Source organism: Mycobacterium sp. MS1601, from assembly GCF_001984215.1.
In the GTDB taxonomy this organism is placed as follows: domain Bacteria; phylum Actinomycetota; class Actinomycetes; order Mycobacteriales; family Mycobacteriaceae; genus Mycobacterium.
Genome location: NZ_CP019420.1, coordinates 6,129,432 through 6,145,591, shown reverse-complemented (window position 1 = coordinate 6,145,591; position 16,160 = coordinate 6,129,432). Strand labels below are relative to the sequence as shown.

Sequence of the window (16,160 nt, the reverse complement as noted above, 5' to 3'; positions counted from 1 at the left end):
AGTCTAGACCGAACCGTCTAGCTCTGACATCGGCGGGTGACGAGCGGAGATTTCCGATGGCCGATCCCACGTCCGGATCCTGGCAACCCACCGCCTGCATCCTGTGTGAGTGCAACTGCGGCATCGTGGTCGCCACCGAGGGGCGCACGCTGGCGAAGATTCGCGGCGACAAGTCCCACCCGGGCAGCCAGGGCTACACCTGCAACAAAGCTCTACGGCTGGATCACTATCAGAACAACGCCAACCGGCTCACCTCACCAATGCGCCGCCGGGCAGACGGCAGCTACGAGGCCGTCGACTGGCACACCGCCATCACCGAGATCGCCGACGGGTTCCGCCGGATTCGCGACGACTACGGCGGCGACAAGATCTTCTATTACGGCGGTGGGGGACAAGGCAACCATCTCGGCGGCGCTTACAGCGGTGCCTTCCTCAAGGCGCTCGGCGCTTGTTACCGGTCCAACGCCCTGGCACAGGAGAAGACCGGCGAGTTCTGGGTGGACCAACAACTCTACGGCGGGCACACTCGCGGCGAATTCGAACACGCCGAGGTCAGTGTGTTCGTCGGCAAGAATCCGTGGATGTCACAGAGCTTCCCGAGAGCTCGGGTGGTGCTCAACGAGATTGCCAAGGATCCGGCCAGGTCCATGATCGTCATCGACCCGGTGATCACCGATACCGCGAAAATGGCCGACTTCCACCTGCGTGTGCGACCAGGTACGGACGCCTGGTGCCTGGCGGCCCTGGCCGCAGTACTGGAGCAGGAAAACCTCTGTGACCAAACCTTTCTCGACGCGCACGTCACTGGTGCGGACCAGGTGCGTGAGGTGCTGCGCGGGGTCTCGATAGCCGAGTGTGCCGCTCGTTGCGGGGTCGCAGAGGCCCTGATCCGCGCGGCCGCCCGCCGGGTGGCGGCTGCCCGGAGCGTCTCGGTGTTCGAAGATCTGGGCATCCAGCAGGCGCCCAACAGCACCGTGTGCTCCTACCTGAACAAGCTGCTCTGGATTCTCACCGGAAACTTTGCCAAACGTGGTGGCCAACACCTTCATTCGAGCTTCGCGCCGCTGTTCAGCCCCAGCCGAGTAGGGCGTACTCCGGTCACCGGCGCGCCGGTCATCGCGGGGCTGGTGCCCAGTAACGTCATCCCCCAGGAGATCCTGACCGATCATCCGGACCGCTTCCGCGCCATGATCGTCGAGAGCAGCAACCCCGCGCATTCGGTGGCTGATTCCGCCGCGGTGCGTGCAGCCCTGGAAGCTCTGGAGCTGGTGGTCGTCATCGACGTCGCAATGACCGAGACCGCACGCCTGGCGCATTACGTGCTGCCCGCGGCCACCCAGTTCGAGAAGCCCGAGGCCACCTTCTTCAACCTCGAGTTCCCGCACAACACCTTCCATCTGCGTCACCCGCTGTTCCCTCCCTTGGAGGGGACCTTGCCCGAGCCCGAGATCTGGGCCCGGCTGGTCCGCGCCCTCGGTGTGGTCGACGCGACCGAGCTGCAGCCGTTGCACGCGGCCGCGCAGCGCGGGCGCGACGAATACGCGAAGGCATTCATGGCTGCCGTGGCGGGTTCGCCGATGCTGGCCAAGACCGTGCCGTTTGTGCTGTACGAGACGCTGGGCCCAACCCTGCCTGACGGGCTGGCCGGTGCAGCCGCGCTATGGGGTCTGGCGCAGAAGGCGGCGTGGACGTATCCCGACGCTGTGCGCCGGGCCGGCCACGACAGCGGTGACGCGTTGTTCGAGGCAATTCTGCGGGAGCGCTCAGGAGTGACGTTCACGGTGCACGAGTACTCCGACGACTGGACGCTGATCGGTCACGAGGACAAACGGATCGCCGTGGCAATACCGGAGATGCTCGACGAGATCCGGGCGTTGCCCGACGCCACCGCGCACCTCACCAGCGCAGAGTTTCCGATGGTGCTCTCGGCCGGCGAGCGACGTGCATACACCGCCAATGACATTCTGCGCGACCCGAGTTGGCGTAAACGAGATGTCGACGGCGCGCTGCGGGTCAGTGTCGAGGACGCCGACGCGCTGGGACTGGTTGCCGGCGGCCGGGTACGCATCACCACCGAATCCGGTTCTGCCGAAGCCACTGTCGAGATCAGCGCCGCCATGCTGCCGGGGCATGTCTCACTTCCCAACGGATACGGCTTGGACTACACCGACGGCGACGGCCGCAGTCACCGGCCCGGGGTGGCGCCGAACGCGCTGACCGCAACGGGGTGGCGCGACCCCTATGCCGGAACGCCCTGGCACAAACACGTTCCGGCGCGTATCGAGCCTGCGCGGCGTTTGGTTGCGGCCGAGTGACATCACCGCGGTGTCTGTCAGGCGCGACGCAACGTCTCATGATGCTCGGTCGCAGTGGTGTTGAGTTGGCGGCGGAAGAGCGGCGCGCTGGTGAGCCCGCTACAGCGCCTTCGCTGCGTTGCAGCGTGCTTCTTCGGCATTTGCGCGTTGACCACCACCCTGCTGGCCGGCGCCTCCCGGCGGGAGCGTAACTGCACCACCCGAGCGTTGGCGGCGGCGGTGGGTGGACATTGGTGTGACCCCCGAGCTCGTTATCGGCTCAGTGCCCACCCGGGCAAGTGTCGGCGCAATCTCGGCTTGTCCGAACCACGTGGCGAGTTCGGTGTTCTAACCCGTGATCCGTTTGTGGATGGTCATCAGCACATGGTCGGCGCGCTCGCGACGGCCAGAGTCGACGCCCAGCTCGCGGCCGAAGTCGGCAACCACCTGCTCGGCCAGGTCCCGGAGTTTGACGTTGGTCTCCTGTGACCGCCAGGACAGGATCTCGAAGGCGTGCTCGGCCGAGATCTGGTAGGTCACCATCAGCATGCCCTTGGCCTGTTCGATGGCGGTCCGGTGCGCGGCGAACTCCGCCACCGCCTCCTTCAGGCCTCCCTCCTCGTCGAGATCTGTGGTGTCGACGTAGAACCCGCCGGTGCCGATGACCGCGCCCTCATCGTCGGTCAGCCGATCTCCGACCACCAGGACCACGTGCACGCGTCCGGTGGTGTCGATGATGCGATGCCTGCTACTGAACGGTTCGCCCTGGGTGATCATCCGGTCGATGAGGGCGGCCACCGCGGGCGCATCGTCGGGATGTTTGTGCGACATCACCAGCTCGGTCGTGGGCTGAACCTGGCCCTGTGGATAGCCGTGCATGGCCGCGACCGCCTCCGACCATTCCCAGCGCCCATCTGCGGCGATGTAACGGAATGCCCCCACACGCTGCGCCACCGGAATGATCGGCAGTTTCTTCGACCCGCCCGGAACTTTGCCCATGTCCCTCCCTCAACCCCCGCCGGGTGCCTCGGGGTCGCGCCCAGGCATATGCCATATGGGCGGTGCCCGCCAGTACAGTGCTGGCCGCGAGATGCTCGACGTGGTGTGAGACACAGTCTCCACCCGGGCCGGTCGGTGCGCAACGCTGTGGCGCGGTCGGATTGCTGGATCTTCAGCCTGGCGGGTGTGTGGGGTTTCCCGAGTGGGGAGCGCGCCGCGGGGGCTGCTGGTTAGACATTTCCGCCGGATCTGAAAAGATCTGGGAGACAGGGCAATTGGGTTGTCGTTGACCGAGAGTCGGCTGATTGTCGACTGCCGGCCGTCGACAATGAGCGTTGTCGACTCCCCGGAAAGTCTGACGACGACGTCGATTTATCCGGCTAACAGCGGGTAGTCCCGACGCGATGTCAATGGTGACATCTGGTGCATCCAGAGCACCACAGTGCGCCCATTTGAGGGCCTTTCGGAGCGGGAAAACTTGTCAAAACCGATTGCAGTCCAGCGACACATGAAACCCCATTTTGACGACGTGCAGGCACATTACGACCTGTCCGACGAATTCTTCGAGTTGTTTCTCGATCCCACGCGCACGTACAGCTGTGCCTACTTCGCCCGTGACGAGATGTCACTGCAGGAGGCGCAGTTGGCCAAGATCGATCTGTCGCTGTCCAAGCTGAATCTGCGACCCGGCATGACCTTGCTGGACGTCGGTTGCGGCTGGGGCGCCACCATGTTGCGGGCGGTGGAGAAGTACGACGTCAACGTGGTGGGCCTGACGCTGAGCCGCAACCAGGCCGCCACCGTCGAACGACGCTTCGCCGACGTCGACAGTCCCAGGTCCAGGAGGGTGGTGCTGGGCGGCTGGGAGCAGTTCGACGAGCCGGTGGACCGCATCGTGTCGATTGGGGCCTTCGAACACTTCGGCCGCGATCGGTACGAGGACTTCTTCACGTTCGCCCACCGGGCGCTGCCTGACGAGGGCGTGATGTTGCTGCACACCATCACCGTCTGCTCCGAGGAGGAGTTCAAGAACATCAAGGTCACAATGTCCTTGCTGAAGTTCATCAAGTTCATCATGGAGGAGATCTTCCCGGGCGGGCGTCTGCCGTCGGTGGTCGATGTCGAAGAGTTCTCGCGTGATGCCGGGTTCCGTTGCGACCGGGTGCACTCACTGCGCCCGCACTACGCCAAGACGCTGGATCTGTGGGCGCAGGCGCTGCAGGCCCGACGCGCCGACGCCGTCGCCATCCAGTCCGAGGAGGTCTACGACCGCTACATGCGCTACCTGACCGGATGTGCGGATCTGTTCCGCAACGGCAATACCGACGTCTGCCAGTTCACGCTCGTCAAGGGCTGACCCTCACAGGGCGCCCAGATACCGTCGGGTGACGATTTTCTGCACGACGCCCAGCGCTGGTGCTCCCAGTCGGGCCCACCACGTGTGCGGCCGGGAGAACGCGGCCACCTCCGCGTACACCGACTCGCTGGCGGGGTCGTATCGCACCGAAAATCGCTCCTCGCCGGCTACGGGATGCCCGGGCAGGGTGCCGTAGGCGAAACCCAGCCGGTTCGGCTCGTCGAAGACGTAGACCACCCGGCACGGGGCGTCGAAAAATCCGAGCCTGCCCAGGACCAGGGTGCCCGCCTCGGCGACCTCGGTGCTGGCCGTCACCGCGACCCCGGCCCCGCGCAGCATGCCGTAGCGCAGCACCGAGGCCCCGGCCTCTTCGAAACGCTGCCGCCCGCAGCCGATCCGACGCGCCACGTGCACGTGGTTGAACCCGGCGGGCATGCCGGCCGGGTCAGCCGTCGCACCCACATCGGTGTACGTCAACGGGAGTTCGGCGAGATCGGTGAGCAACACATCGGCCAGCCTGCCAGAGCGTAGGTTTTCAAGGGTGACCACTTTCACCCTCGGCGGGGATCTCACAGTCAATCGGCTCGGCTTCGGTGCCATGCGCGTCACCGGCAAGGGCGTGTGGGGGCCGCCTGCGGACCGCGATGAGTGCGTCCGCGTACTGCGCCGAGCTGTCGAGCTGGGCGTCAACTTCATCGACACCGCCGACTCCTACGGCCCGTACGTCTCCGAGGAACTGATCCGCGAGGCGCTGCATCCCTACCCCGAGGATCTGGTGATCGCCACCAAGGCCGGTCTGCTGCGCACCGGCCCCGACGTCTGGGTTCCGCTGGCAAAGCCCGCTTACCTGCGTCAGGAAGTGGAGATGAGTCTGGTCCGGCTGGGTGTGGAGACCATCGACCTGTTCCAGTTGCACCGCATCGACCCCGACTACTCGATTGCCGACCAGGTAGGGGAGCTGGCTGCGCTGCAACGCGAAGGCAAGATCCGCCACATCGGGCTCTCGGAGGTCGACGTGGATCAACTGCGTGCCGCGCAGAAGGAGGCCGCCATCGTCTCCGTGCAGAACATGTACAACCTCACGGTGCGCCAGTCCGAATCGCTGCTGGACGTGGTGACCGCCGAGGGCATCGGCTTCATCCCGTGGTTCCCGTTGGCTGCAGGACCTCTTGCCGCCCAGGACGGCCCGTTGCAGAAGATCGCCGCCGACCATGGCGCCACGGCGTCGCAGCTCGCGCTGGCGTGGCTGCTCGCGCGCTCGCCCGCGATGGTGCCCATCCCCGGCACCTCCAAGGTCGCTCACCTCGAGGAGAACGTGGCCGCAGCGGACATCACGCTCACCGATGAGGAGTACGCCACGTTGTCAGCTGCAGGTTCGTAGCGGCGAACACGCGCCCGGCACGACTTCAAGGGCCCGTCGACCGGGCTGCCGATACGGTGTGGGGGTGGCCAGCACACATGCAGGTGGCGGATTCAATCCGCCGAAACCGACCACCAAGGGTGGTCCCGACTATGGTCGCTTCGTCGCTGCTGTCCGCCGGATGCAGGACCACGCCCGCGCAGCCGACGCCCCCGATGAGGTGATCACCGAGGCGGCCGACCTCCTGGAGAAGGCTTCGGCGCTGCTGGGCCCGTATGACGCCGACGAATGGTCGTCGCCGTCGGGGCGCAGGCTTGATCTGCCCAACCGCGGCAACATCCTGTCGGTGCCGATGGAGCTGGCCAAAGGCGAGGACGGCGCCGTGCACGGCTGGATCCGGTTCGCCCGCTACCACCTGGGGCGCAACGGCGCGGTGCACGGCGGAGCCGTCGGGCTGGCCTTCGATTCGATCCTGGGCTTCAGCGCCGCCGTACTCACCGGCGGACTGCACCAGCGCACCGCCTTCCTGCACATCGACTACCGCAAGATCGTCCCTGTCGAGACCACACTCCAGGTCGAGGCGCGACTGGCCGAGGACGTGGGACGCAAGATCTTTGTCGAGGCAACCGTGTGCGACGGCGACGACGTGCTGGCCGAAGCACATGCCCTGTTCGTTCGGCTCAAACCAGGACAGCCGTAGGTGAAAGACAAACTGAAGGAAATCCCGCGCAGGTGGGCACGTTGGCGCGACGGGTTCCGGCACCGCAGGACAGCGAACTTCACCTACCGCGTGGTGGTCGGGGTGGTGGGCGGCGCGGTGTTGATCGTCGGGATCATCGCCATTCCGTACCCGGGTCCGGGCTGGGCCATCGTGTTCCTCGGCCTGGGCATCCTGGCCACCGAATTCGAGTTCGCCCAGCGAGCCCTGCACTGGGTGCGTCGCCGCTACGACGCCGTGATGGACTGGTTCGGCCGCCAGGGTCTGTGGGTGAAGGCGCTGGGCGTGATCTTCACGTGTGCCGTGGTGGTGGCGACGGTGTGGTTGCTGGGCGCGCTCAGCTGGGGTGCCGGTTTGCTCGGAATCGACTGGCCGTGGCTGAAGAGTCCGCTCGGCCTGGGGTCCTGAGGGTTCGGTGCTCGGTGGCGCCCCGATAGCATGGTCGCGACCCGAACGCCGCCGTGACTTTGGAGAACAACCGATGAGCGCCCCCGCACAGCCCGCCCCCGCCGCCGTGATCCGGGTTCCGGCCGGGACCACTGCCGCCGCGGCGGTGCGAGAGGCGGGTCTGCCCGGCAGGGGAGAGCCCGACGCCATCGTGGTGGTGACCGACGCCGACGGCAAACTGCGTGACCTGTCGTGGGTGCCCGACGTCGACGCCGACGTGACGCCGGTGGCCGCCAACACCGACACCGGTCGCAGCGTCATCCGACACTCGGCCGCGCACGTGCTGGCCCAGGCCGTCCAGGACTTGTTCCCTGAGGCCAAGCTCGGTATCGGACCCCCCATCACCGACGGCTTCTACTACGACTTCGACGTCGCCGAGCCGTTCACCCCGGAGAACCTGCAGGCGCTCGAGAAGCGGATGCAGAAGATCATCAAGGATGGGCAGCTGTTCTCGCGGCGGGTGTATGCCTCCAAAGACCAAGCGCGCGAAGAGCTGGCCACCGAGCCGTTCAAGTTGGAACTCATCGACGACAAGTCCGGTGAACTGGAGGGATCGGACGAGGTGATGGAGATAGGTGGTGACGAGCTCACCGCCTACGACAACCTCAATCCCCGTACCAAAGAGAGGGTTTGGGGTGATCTGTGCCGCGGCCCGCACATCCCCACCACCCGCTTCATCCCGGCGTTCAAACTGACCCGCAGCTCGGCGGCGTACTGGCGTGGTGATCAGCGCAACGCCAGCCTGCAGCGCATCTACGGCACGGCGTGGGAATCGCAGGAGGCCCTCGACCATCACCTCGAGCTCATCGAAGAAGCTCTGAAGCGGGATCACCGCAAGCTCGGCACCGAGCTGGATCTGTTCAGCTTCCCCGACGAAATCGGTTCGGGTCTGGTGGTTTTCCATCCCAAGGGCGGCATCGTGCGCAACGAGATGGAGGAGTACTCGCGCAAGCAGCACATCGCCGCGGGCTACGAGTTCGTCAACACCCCGCACCTGACCAAGGGCCAGCTGTTCCACACCTCCGGCCACCTGGACTGGTACGCCGACGGCATGTTCCCCCCGATGCAGATCGACGCGGAACTCAATCCTGACGGCACGGTGCGCAAACCGGGCCAGGATTACTACCTCAAGCCGATGAACTGCCCGATGCACTGCCTGATCTTCCGTGCCCGGGGACGCTCCTACCGCGAGCTGCCGTTGCGGCTTTTTGAGTTCGGTACCGTCTACCGCTACGAGAAATCGGGCGTGGTGCACGGGTTGACCCGGGCGCGCGGGTTCACCCAGGACGACGCGCATATCTACGTCACCCGTGAGCAGATGCGCGACGAGCTGGCCTCGTTGCTGCAGTTCGTGCTGGACCTCTTGAAGGACTACGGCCTCGACGACTTCTTCCTCGAGCTGTCCACCAAGGACGAGGAGAAGTTCGTCGGCTCCGACGAGATGTGGGAGGAGAGCACCAGGGTGCTCGCCGAGGTCGCCGAGGCCTCCGGTCTGGAACTGGTGCCCGATCCCGGAGGCGCGGCGTTCTACGGGCCGAAGATCTCGGTGCAGGTCCGCGACGCCCTGGGCCGCAGCTGGCAGATGTCGACCATCCAGCTGGACTTCAACTTCCCCGAACGGTTCGAGTTGGAGTACACCGCCGCCGACGGCACCAGGCAGCGTCCGGTGATGATCCATCGCGCGCTGTTCGGTTCCATCGAACGTTTCTTCGCGGTGCTGCTGGAGCACTACGCCGGGGCGTTCCCGGCGTGGCTGTCACCGGTGCAGGTGGTGGGTATCCCGGTGGCAGAAGCGCACGTGCCTTACCTGAAAGAGGTTGCCGCCGAGCTGAAGTCGCTGGGCGTACGGGTCGACGTGGATGCCAGTGATGACCGGATGGCCAAGAAGATCGTCAACCAGACGAATCAGAAGGTGCCGTTCATGCTGCTCGCCGGTGACAAGGATGTGGCCGGCGAAGCCGTGTCGTTCCGGTTCCTCGATCGAACCCAGGTCAACGGCGTCCCGAAGGAGGCGGCCATCGCCGCGATCCTGCGCTGGATCGGTGACCGGCGCAACGACGCCCCCACCGCTGAGACCGTGGGCGCCCTTCCCGAAGTAGGCGCCGGCACGTGACCGAGGAGCGCAGGCTGGTAGACGTCGGGACGGGTGAACCGGACCACCTGCAACGGCTGTGGACGCCGCATCGGATGAGTTACATCGCCGAAGCTCCCATGAAGAAGGGGCCGGGTTCGGCGGGCTCGGAGCAGCCGTTCACCGACATCCCGCAGATGAGTGACGAGGACGGGCTGATCGTGGCCCGCGGCGAACTGGTCTACGCGGTGCTGAACCTGTACCCGTACAACCCCGGGCACCTGATGGTGGTGCCCTATCGCAGGGTCTCCGAACTGGAGGAGCTGACACCGCAGGAAAGCGCTGAGCTGATGGCCTTCGCCCAGAAGGCGATTCGTGTCATGAAGACCGTGTCGCAACCACACGGGTTCAATGTCGGGCTCAACCTCGGTTCATCGGCGGGCGGTTCGCTGGCCGAGCACCTGCACATGCATGTCGTTCCGCGCTGGGGTGGTGACGCCAACTTCATCACCATCATCGGCGACACCAAGGTGATCCCGCAGCTGCTGCGCGACACCAGGGCGCTGCTGGCCACGGCGTGGGCCGCGGAGCCATGAGCGATTTCTACCTGACCTCCCGCGCCGCGTACGCCAAACTCTCCCGGCCGGTGGCCAAATTCGCTCTGCGCGTGGGTTTCACTCCCGACAGCATCACCATCATCGGTACGGCGGGCAGCGTCATCGCGGCGCTCACACTGCTGCCCATCGGCCAGTTGTGGTGGGGTTCGTTCGCGGTGTTCGTCTTCGTGCTCGCCGACATGCTCGACGGAGCCATGGCACGAGAGCGGGGTTACGGCTCGCGGTTCGGGTCGGTGCTCGACGCCACGTGTGACCGGATTGCCGACGGCGCGGTGTTCTGCGGCCTGCTGTGGTGGGTGGCCTTCGGGATGCAGAGCACCTCCCTGGTGGTGGCGACCATGATCTGTCTGGTGACTTCGCAGGTGATCTCGTACATCAAGGCCCGTGCCGAGGCCAGCGGCCTCGACGGTGGCGGTGGCCTGATCGAGCGCCCGGAGCGGTTGATCATCGTGCTGAACGGAGCGGGGTTGTCCGGGCTGTTCGGGCTACCGATCCTGCTGCATGTGGCGATGTGGGTGCTGGCTGTCGCCAGTCTGGTGACGGTGGCGCAGCGCATCCACCGCGTGCGGTGCTCGCCCGGCGCCATGGATCCGTTACCGACCGGGCCGACCGCCGAACCAGAACCGGGGGAGCCGTGATGCGGGGACTGCCTGGTAGTGAGCAGTTCTCCGACTGGGGTTACGCGGCGGGCTGGCGACTGGTGCGGGCCATGCCGGAGTCCGTGGCCCGCAACACCTTCGAAGCCGGAGCGTGGTACGCCGCGCGGGGCGGTGGCCCGGACCAGCTGCGCAAGAATCTGGCCAGGGTGACGGGGGTGACGCCCGAGGAGGTGCCCGCAGCATTGATGCGGGCCTCGTTGGGGTCCTACGCCCGGTACTGGCGTGAGGCGTTCCGATTACCGTCGATGGATCTGGCTGCGGTGGCGGCCCGGGTGGATCAGCGGTTCATCGGCGCCGACAAGCTGCAGGCCGCCCATGACAGCGGTGTGGGCGGGGTGCTGGCGTTACCGCACAGCGGCAACTGGGACATGGCCGGGGTGTGGCTGGCGCAGAAGTTCGGCACGTTTGCCACGGTTGCCGAGCGCTTGAAACCGGAAACGCTGTTCAACCGGTTCGTCGCCTACCGGGAAAGCCTCGGCTTCGAGGTGTTCCCGCTCTCCGGCGGGCAGCGGCCCCCGTTCGACCTGCTCTCGGAACGGTTGCGGCAGAACATCTTCGTCTGCCTGATGGCCGAGCGTGACCTCACCCGCAACGGTGTCGAGGTCAAGTTCTTCGGTGAGCTCACCCGAATGCCCGCGGGATCTGCGAAACTGGCCATCTCCACCGGGGCGCCGTTGTTCCCCGTGCACGTGTTCTACGACGGCGAGGACTGCGTGGTCGAGGTCCAGGACGCCCTGGACACCAGCTCGGGCGACGTCGCCGTCGTCACCCAGGACCTGGCGGATCGTTTTGCCGCGAACATCGCCGCCCATCCCCAGGACTGGCACATGCTGCAGCCGCAGTGGCTGGCAGACCTGTCCGATTCCCGGCGAGCGCGGTTGGAGGGGTAATGCGCATCGGGATGGTGTGCCCGTACTCCTTCGACGTGCCCGGTGGGGTGCAGTCGCACATCCTGCAGCTGGCGGAGGTGATGCGTGCGCGCGGTCACGACGTCAGCGTGCTGGCGCCGTCCTCGCCGGATGCCGAATTGCCCGACTACGTCGTCTCCGGGGGCAAAGCGACACCTATTCCGTACAACGGTTCGGTGGCGCGGCTGCGGTTCGGGCCGGCTGCCCACCGCATGGTCAAGAAGTGGATTGCGGCGGGAGACTTCGACGTGCTGCACCTGCATGAGCCGAACGCCCCCAGTCTGTCGATGCTCGCACTGCAGGCTGCCGAGGGGCCGATCGTCGCGACCTTTCACACGTCGACAACCAAATCGTTGTGGCTCAGCGCTTTCCAGGGTGTTCTGCGGCCGTATCACGAGAAGATCGTGGGCCGGATCGCCGTGTCGGACCTGGCGCGGCGCTGGCAGATGGAAGCCCTGGGCACCGATGCGGTGGAGATTCCCAACGGTGTCGACGTCGAATCCTTCGCCTCGGCGCCCCTGCTGCCCGGCTATCCGAAGCCTGGTCGTTCAGTGCTGTTCCTCGGCCGCTTCGGGGAGCCCCGCAAGGGCATGGCGGTGCTGCTGGCTGCACTACCCGCGCTGGTGGCACGCTTCCCAGAGATCGAGATCTTGATCGTCGGTCGCGGCGATGAGGACGAATTGCGCTCTCGAGCTGGGGAATTGGCGTCGCGACTACGCTTCTTCGGGCAGGTCGACGACGCGCAGAAGGCCTCGGCGCTGCGCAGCGCCGATGTCTACTGTGCCCCGCACACCGGCGGGGAGAGCTTCGGGATCGTGCTGGTGGAGGCCATGGCCGCCGGCACCGCGGTGGTGGCCAGTGACCTGGACGCATTCCGCCGGGTGCTCGACGACGGTAAGTCGGGAAAGCTTGTCCCCGTTGATGATCCGGATGCTCTGGCGGAAGCCGTGATCGAGATGCTCTCCGACGACGTGGCTCGCCAACACTACGTCGACGCCGCTGCGGTAGCGGTACAGCGTTACGACTGGTCGGTGGTGGCGGGGCAGATCATGCGGGTGTATGAGACCGTCGCCGGAGCGGGTATCAAAGTGCAGGTGGCCAGCTAGTGGTGTGGTTGGTGGCAGGGACCCTGCTTCTGGTGGTGGTGCTGGCACTGGTGGCCATGTGGGCCTACCAGACGGCCAACCGGCTGGACCGCCTGCATGTGCGCTACGACCTGTCCTGGCAGGCCCTCGACGGTGCCCTGGCCCGGCGGGCGGTGGTGGCGCGGGCGGTGGCCGCCGACGTGGCACAGGGCCGGGCGCTCAGCGCGCTGGCCGACACCGCCGAACGGGCCGGCCGTGCCGACCGCGAGACCGCCGAGAACGAGTTGTCCGCGGCGCTGGCCCGGGTCGACATCGCACAGTTGCCCGCCGCGCTGGTTGCCGAGATGGCCGATGCCGAGGCCCGGGTGCTGTTGGCACGCCGCTTCCACAACGACGCCGTCCGCGACACCCTCGCGTTGCGCGAGCGACCGGTGGTTCGCTGGCTGCACCTCGGTGGCCGAGCCCCGTTGCCCACATACTTCGAGATCACCGAACGCTCTCTCGAATCCAGCACCGTCTCGGTGGACACCCTGGCCGCGGCGCCGCGCACGTCGGCGCGGGTGGTGCTGCTGGACGAGGCGGGCCGGGTGCTGCTGTTCTGCGGCTCCGATCCCTCGATCACCGACGGCACGGCCCGCATCTGGTGGTTCACCGTCGGCGGTGAGGCCATGCAGGGAGAACGCCTGTCTGACGCTGCCGCCCGTGAACTGGCCGAGGAGACAGGGCTGGTGGTCGACGCCGACGTGATGATCGGGCCGCTGTGGCGCCGCGACGCGGTGATCGACTTCAACGGCTCGGTGATGCGTAGCCAGGAATTCTTCTTCGTGCACCGCACACGGGGCTTCGAGCCGTCGGAGGTGGGTCGCACCGAACTGGAGAAGCGCTACATCCGCGGCCACCGCTGGTGTGATTCCGCCGATATCGAAAGCCTGGTCGCAGCAGGTCAGGCCGTGTATCCGCTGCAGCTCGCAGAGCTCTTGGCCGCGGCCAACGAGGCAGCCGACGCCGCCGGAGCGCAGTCCACTTCGCCGGTACTGGCCATTCACTGACCGCTGCGGTAAAACCCGCTCGGCGGCACCACTAGACTGGGCATTTACCCGAACAAGGAGAGATAGCAGTGTCCGCTGAAGCTAATGGGGCCGCCAACATCAATGGCTCAGCCGGCGGCCAGACCGGGACTGCCCGGGTCAAGCGCGGCATGGCAGAGATGCTCAAAGGTGGCGTCATCATGGATGTCGTCACTCCCGAGCAGGCCCGCATCGCCGAAGGCGCCGGAGCGGTGGCCGTCATGGCGCTGGAGCGCGTGCCCGCCGACATCCGTGCCCAGGGCGGTGTGTCGCGGATGAGCGACCCCGACATGATCGAAGGCATCATCTCCGCGGTCACCATTCCAGTGATGGCCAAGGCCCGCATCGGGCATTTTGTCGAAGCGCAGATACTGCAGAGCCTGGGTGTCGATTACGTCGACGAGTCCGAGGTGCTGACCCCTGCCGATTACGCCAACCACATCGACAAGTGGGCGTTCACGGTGCCCTTCGTGTGTGGTGCCACCAACCTGGGGGAGGCGCTGCGGCGCATCACCGAGGGCGCGGCGATGATCCGTTCCAAGGGTGAGGCAGGCACCGGGGATGTCTCCAACGCCACCACCCACATGCGCAAGATCGGCGGCGAGATCCGCCGGCTCACGTCGCTGTCCACCGACGAGCTGTATGTCGCAGCCAAGGAGCTGCAGGCTCCGTACGACCTGGTGGTGGAAGTGGCCAAGGCGGGCAAGTTGCCGGTCACGCTGTTCACCGCGGGTGGTATCGCCACCCCGGCCGATGCGGCGATGATGATGCAGCTCGGCGCCGAGGGTGTGTTCGTCGGTTCGGGCATTTTCAAGTCCGGCAATCCCGCCGAGCGGGCCGCGGCCATCGTCAAGGCCACCACGTTCTACGACGATCCGGATGTGTTGGCCAAGGTGTCGCGCGGACTCGGTGAGGCGATGGTCGGCATCAATGTCGACGACATCCCGGTGCCGCACCGGCTCGCCGAACGCGGCTGGTAAGGCGCCGATGAGCGCTTGCGTGAAGAGAAGTGAATAGTGGCGATAGAGGAGATCCTCGACCTCGAACAGATCGAGGTCAACATCTACCGCGGCGGTGTGTTCAGCCCGGAATCCGGTTTCCTGCAACGCACTTTCGGCGGTCACGTGGCCGGACAGTCGTTGGTGTCGGCGGTGCGTACCGTCGACCCGACGTTCCAGGTGCACTCGCTGCACGGGTACTTCCTGCGGGCCGGTGACGCCCGGTCACCGTCGGTGTACGCGGTGGAGCGCATCCGTGACGGCGGCTCATTCTGCACCCGCCGGGTCAGCGCCATCCAGCACGGTCAGACCATCTTCACCATGTCGGCGTCGTTCCAGACCGACCAGAGTGGAATCGAGCACCAGGACGCGCCGCCGGTGACGCTGCCGCCGGACGATGTGCCGGACTTCAAGGCGGCCAGCAAGGTGTTCGACGACGCCAGTTTCCGGCAGTTCGACGAATGGGACGTCCGGATCATCCCGCACGATTCGCTGAACAAGGTGCCGGGCAAGGCATCTCAGCAACAGGTGTGGTTTCGTCACCGGGACCCGCTGCCCGATGACCCGGTGCTGCACATCTGCGCCCTGGCCTACATGAGTGACCTGACTCTGCTGGGTTCGGCGCAGGTGACCCACCCCGAGGAACGCAGCCACTTGATGGTGGCGTCGCTGGATCACGCCATGTGGTTCATGCGCCCGTTCCGGGCCGACGAGTGGTTGCTCTACGACCAGTCCTCCCCGTCGGCCTGCGGCGGCCGGTCGCTGACACAGGGCAAGATCTTCAACCGCTACGGCGAGATGGTGGCCGCGGTGATGCAGGAGGGCTTGACCCGATACCAACGCGGCTACCGGTCGTGAGCGCCGTCCGAATCGGTGTGCTCGCCCTGCAGGGCGACACCCGCGAACATCTCGCCGCGTTGCGTGAGGCCGGCGCCGAGGCGCTGACCGTGCGCCGCCTCTCCGAGCTGGAGAGTGTCGACGGGTTGGTGATCCCGGGCGGTGAATCCACCGCCATGACCCACCTGCTGCGTGCCTTCGAGCTGCTGGAGCCGTTGCGTGGGTTGTTGGCCGACGGACTGCCCGCCTACGGGTCGTGTGCGGGGATGATCCTGCTGGCCTCGGAGATCCTGGACGCCGGCGTGGCGGGCCGGGAGGCCCTGCCGCTTGGTGGCATTGATATGACGGTGCGCCGCAACGCTTTCGGGCGTCAGATTGATTCTTTTGAAGACGACCTGGAATTCACGGGCGTCGATACCCCGGTGCATGCGGTGTTCATCCGCGCGCCTTGGGTCGAGCGGGTGGGGGAGCCGGTCGAGGTCCTGGCCCGTGCCGGCGGCCATGCCGTCGCTGTCCGCCAGGGCAAGTCGCTCGCGACGTCCTTCCACCCCGAGATGACCGGTGACCGCCGCGTCCACAAACTGTTCGTCGACGGCATCACGCAATAACCGCAGGCGTTACGGGTCGGCGGCCAGCACTCATGGTTTCACGATCCGGTGAAACTAGTCTCAACGCAAGATGAAACTTGGAGCTGCGCTGGTTGGAGCTCGGTGAACACCCAGTAGACTGGCGGGTCGAACTTC

At 66.2% G+C, this 16,160-nt stretch carries 16 protein-coding genes; 14 read left to right on the top strand and 2 right to left on the bottom strand.

The window, feature by feature from the left end:
- Window positions 1-56: 56 nt before the first annotated feature.
- Window positions 57-2,315, top strand: coding sequence for a molybdopterin-dependent oxidoreductase (locus BVC93_RS29290; RefSeq protein WP_083740465.1), 2,259 nt, complete (start codon window positions 57-59; stop codon window positions 2,313-2,315).
- 327 nt (window positions 2,316-2,642) lie between these two features.
- Here the strand turns inward: BVC93_RS29290 and BVC93_RS29285 are convergent, their stop codons facing one another.
- Window positions 2,643-3,293 (bottom strand): PAS and ANTAR domain-containing protein, encoded by a 651-nt coding sequence (locus BVC93_RS29285; protein ID WP_083740464.1) that lies wholly within the window; start codon window positions 3,291-3,293, stop codon window positions 2,643-2,645.
- A gap of 508 nt (window positions 3,294-3,801) precedes the next feature.
- Here BVC93_RS29285 and BVC93_RS29280 point away from each other — a divergent pair.
- Complete coding sequence (locus tag BVC93_RS29280; protein WP_083740463.1) at window positions 3,802-4,650, top strand: cyclopropane mycolic acid synthase family methyltransferase; 849 nt, start codon at window positions 3,802-3,804, stop codon at window positions 4,648-4,650.
- 3 nt (window positions 4,651-4,653) lie between these two features.
- On the opposite strand, the gene BVC93_RS29275 is transcribed toward BVC93_RS29280, so the two are convergent.
- Entirely contained in the window at window positions 4,654-5,157 is a 504-nt protein-coding gene (locus BVC93_RS29275; RefSeq protein WP_083740462.1) for a DUF1990 family protein, read from the bottom strand.
- Window positions 5,158-5,248: 91 nt separating this feature from the next.
- Here BVC93_RS29275 and BVC93_RS29270 point away from each other — a divergent pair, with 91 nt between their 5' ends.
- From BVC93_RS29270 to pdxT, 12 genes are all read left to right on the top strand, one after another.
- Complete coding sequence (locus BVC93_RS29270) at window positions 5,249-6,031, top strand: aldo/keto reductase (protein ID WP_236950518.1); 783 nt, start codon at window positions 5,249-5,251, stop codon at window positions 6,029-6,031.
- Between the two features lie 64 nt (window positions 6,032-6,095).
- The gene (locus BVC93_RS29265) at window positions 6,096-6,710 is read left to right on the top strand and encodes a PaaI family thioesterase (RefSeq protein WP_236950175.1); all 615 of its coding nucleotides are present in this window, start codon (window positions 6,096-6,098) and stop codon (window positions 6,708-6,710) included.
- Window positions 6,711-7,136 (top strand): TIGR02611 family protein, encoded by a 426-nt coding sequence (locus tag BVC93_RS29260; RefSeq protein WP_083740459.1) that lies wholly within the window; start codon window positions 6,711-6,713, stop codon window positions 7,134-7,136.
- Window positions 7,137-7,209: 73 nt separating this feature from the next.
- Window positions 7,210-9,288, top strand: coding sequence for a threonine--tRNA ligase (gene thrS / locus BVC93_RS29255; RefSeq protein WP_083740458.1), 2,079 nt, complete (start codon window positions 7,210-7,212; stop codon window positions 9,286-9,288).
- Entirely contained in the window at window positions 9,285-9,842 is a 558-nt protein-coding gene (locus tag BVC93_RS29250; protein WP_083740457.1) for an HIT family protein, read from the top strand. Before thrS ends, BVC93_RS29250 begins: the two co-directional genes overlap by 4 nt.
- On the top strand, window positions 9,839-10,501 hold the full coding sequence (gene pgsA, locus BVC93_RS29245; protein WP_083741449.1) for a phosphatidylinositol phosphate synthase: 663 nt from the start codon (window positions 9,839-9,841) through the stop codon (window positions 10,499-10,501). Before BVC93_RS29250 ends, pgsA begins: the two co-directional genes overlap by 4 nt.
- Window positions 10,501-11,412 carry a phosphatidylinositol mannoside acyltransferase gene (locus BVC93_RS29240; RefSeq protein ID WP_083741448.1) on the top strand — a complete coding sequence of 304 codons (912 nt, stop codon included), beginning with the start codon at window positions 10,501-10,503 and terminating at the stop codon, window positions 11,410-11,412. Before pgsA ends, BVC93_RS29240 begins: the two co-directional genes overlap by 1 nt.
- Window positions 11,412-12,536 (top strand): glycosyltransferase family 4 protein, encoded by a 1,125-nt coding sequence (locus tag BVC93_RS29235; protein WP_083740456.1) that lies wholly within the window; start codon window positions 11,412-11,414, stop codon window positions 12,534-12,536. Before BVC93_RS29240 ends, BVC93_RS29235 begins: the two co-directional genes overlap by 1 nt.
- Complete coding sequence (locus tag BVC93_RS29230) at window positions 12,536-13,564, top strand: NUDIX hydrolase (protein WP_083740455.1); 1,029 nt, start codon at window positions 12,536-12,538, stop codon at window positions 13,562-13,564. Before BVC93_RS29235 ends, BVC93_RS29230 begins: the two co-directional genes overlap by 1 nt.
- Before the next feature lie 149 nt (window positions 13,565-13,713).
- Window positions 13,714-14,562: a pyridoxal 5'-phosphate synthase lyase subunit PdxS gene (gene pdxS, locus BVC93_RS29225; protein ID WP_236950517.1), complete on the top strand. Its 849-nt coding sequence runs from the start codon at window positions 13,714-13,716 to the stop codon at window positions 14,560-14,562.
- Window positions 14,563-14,598: 36 nt separating this feature from the next.
- Window positions 14,599-15,438, top strand: coding sequence for an acyl-CoA thioesterase II (gene tesB, locus BVC93_RS29220; protein ID WP_083740453.1), 840 nt, complete (start codon window positions 14,599-14,601; stop codon window positions 15,436-15,438).
- Window positions 15,435-16,025: a pyridoxal 5'-phosphate synthase glutaminase subunit PdxT gene (gene pdxT / locus BVC93_RS29215; protein ID WP_083740452.1), complete on the top strand. Its 591-nt coding sequence runs from the start codon at window positions 15,435-15,437 to the stop codon at window positions 16,023-16,025. Before tesB ends, pdxT begins: the two co-directional genes overlap by 4 nt.
- Window positions 16,026-16,160: the final 135 nt, after the last annotated feature.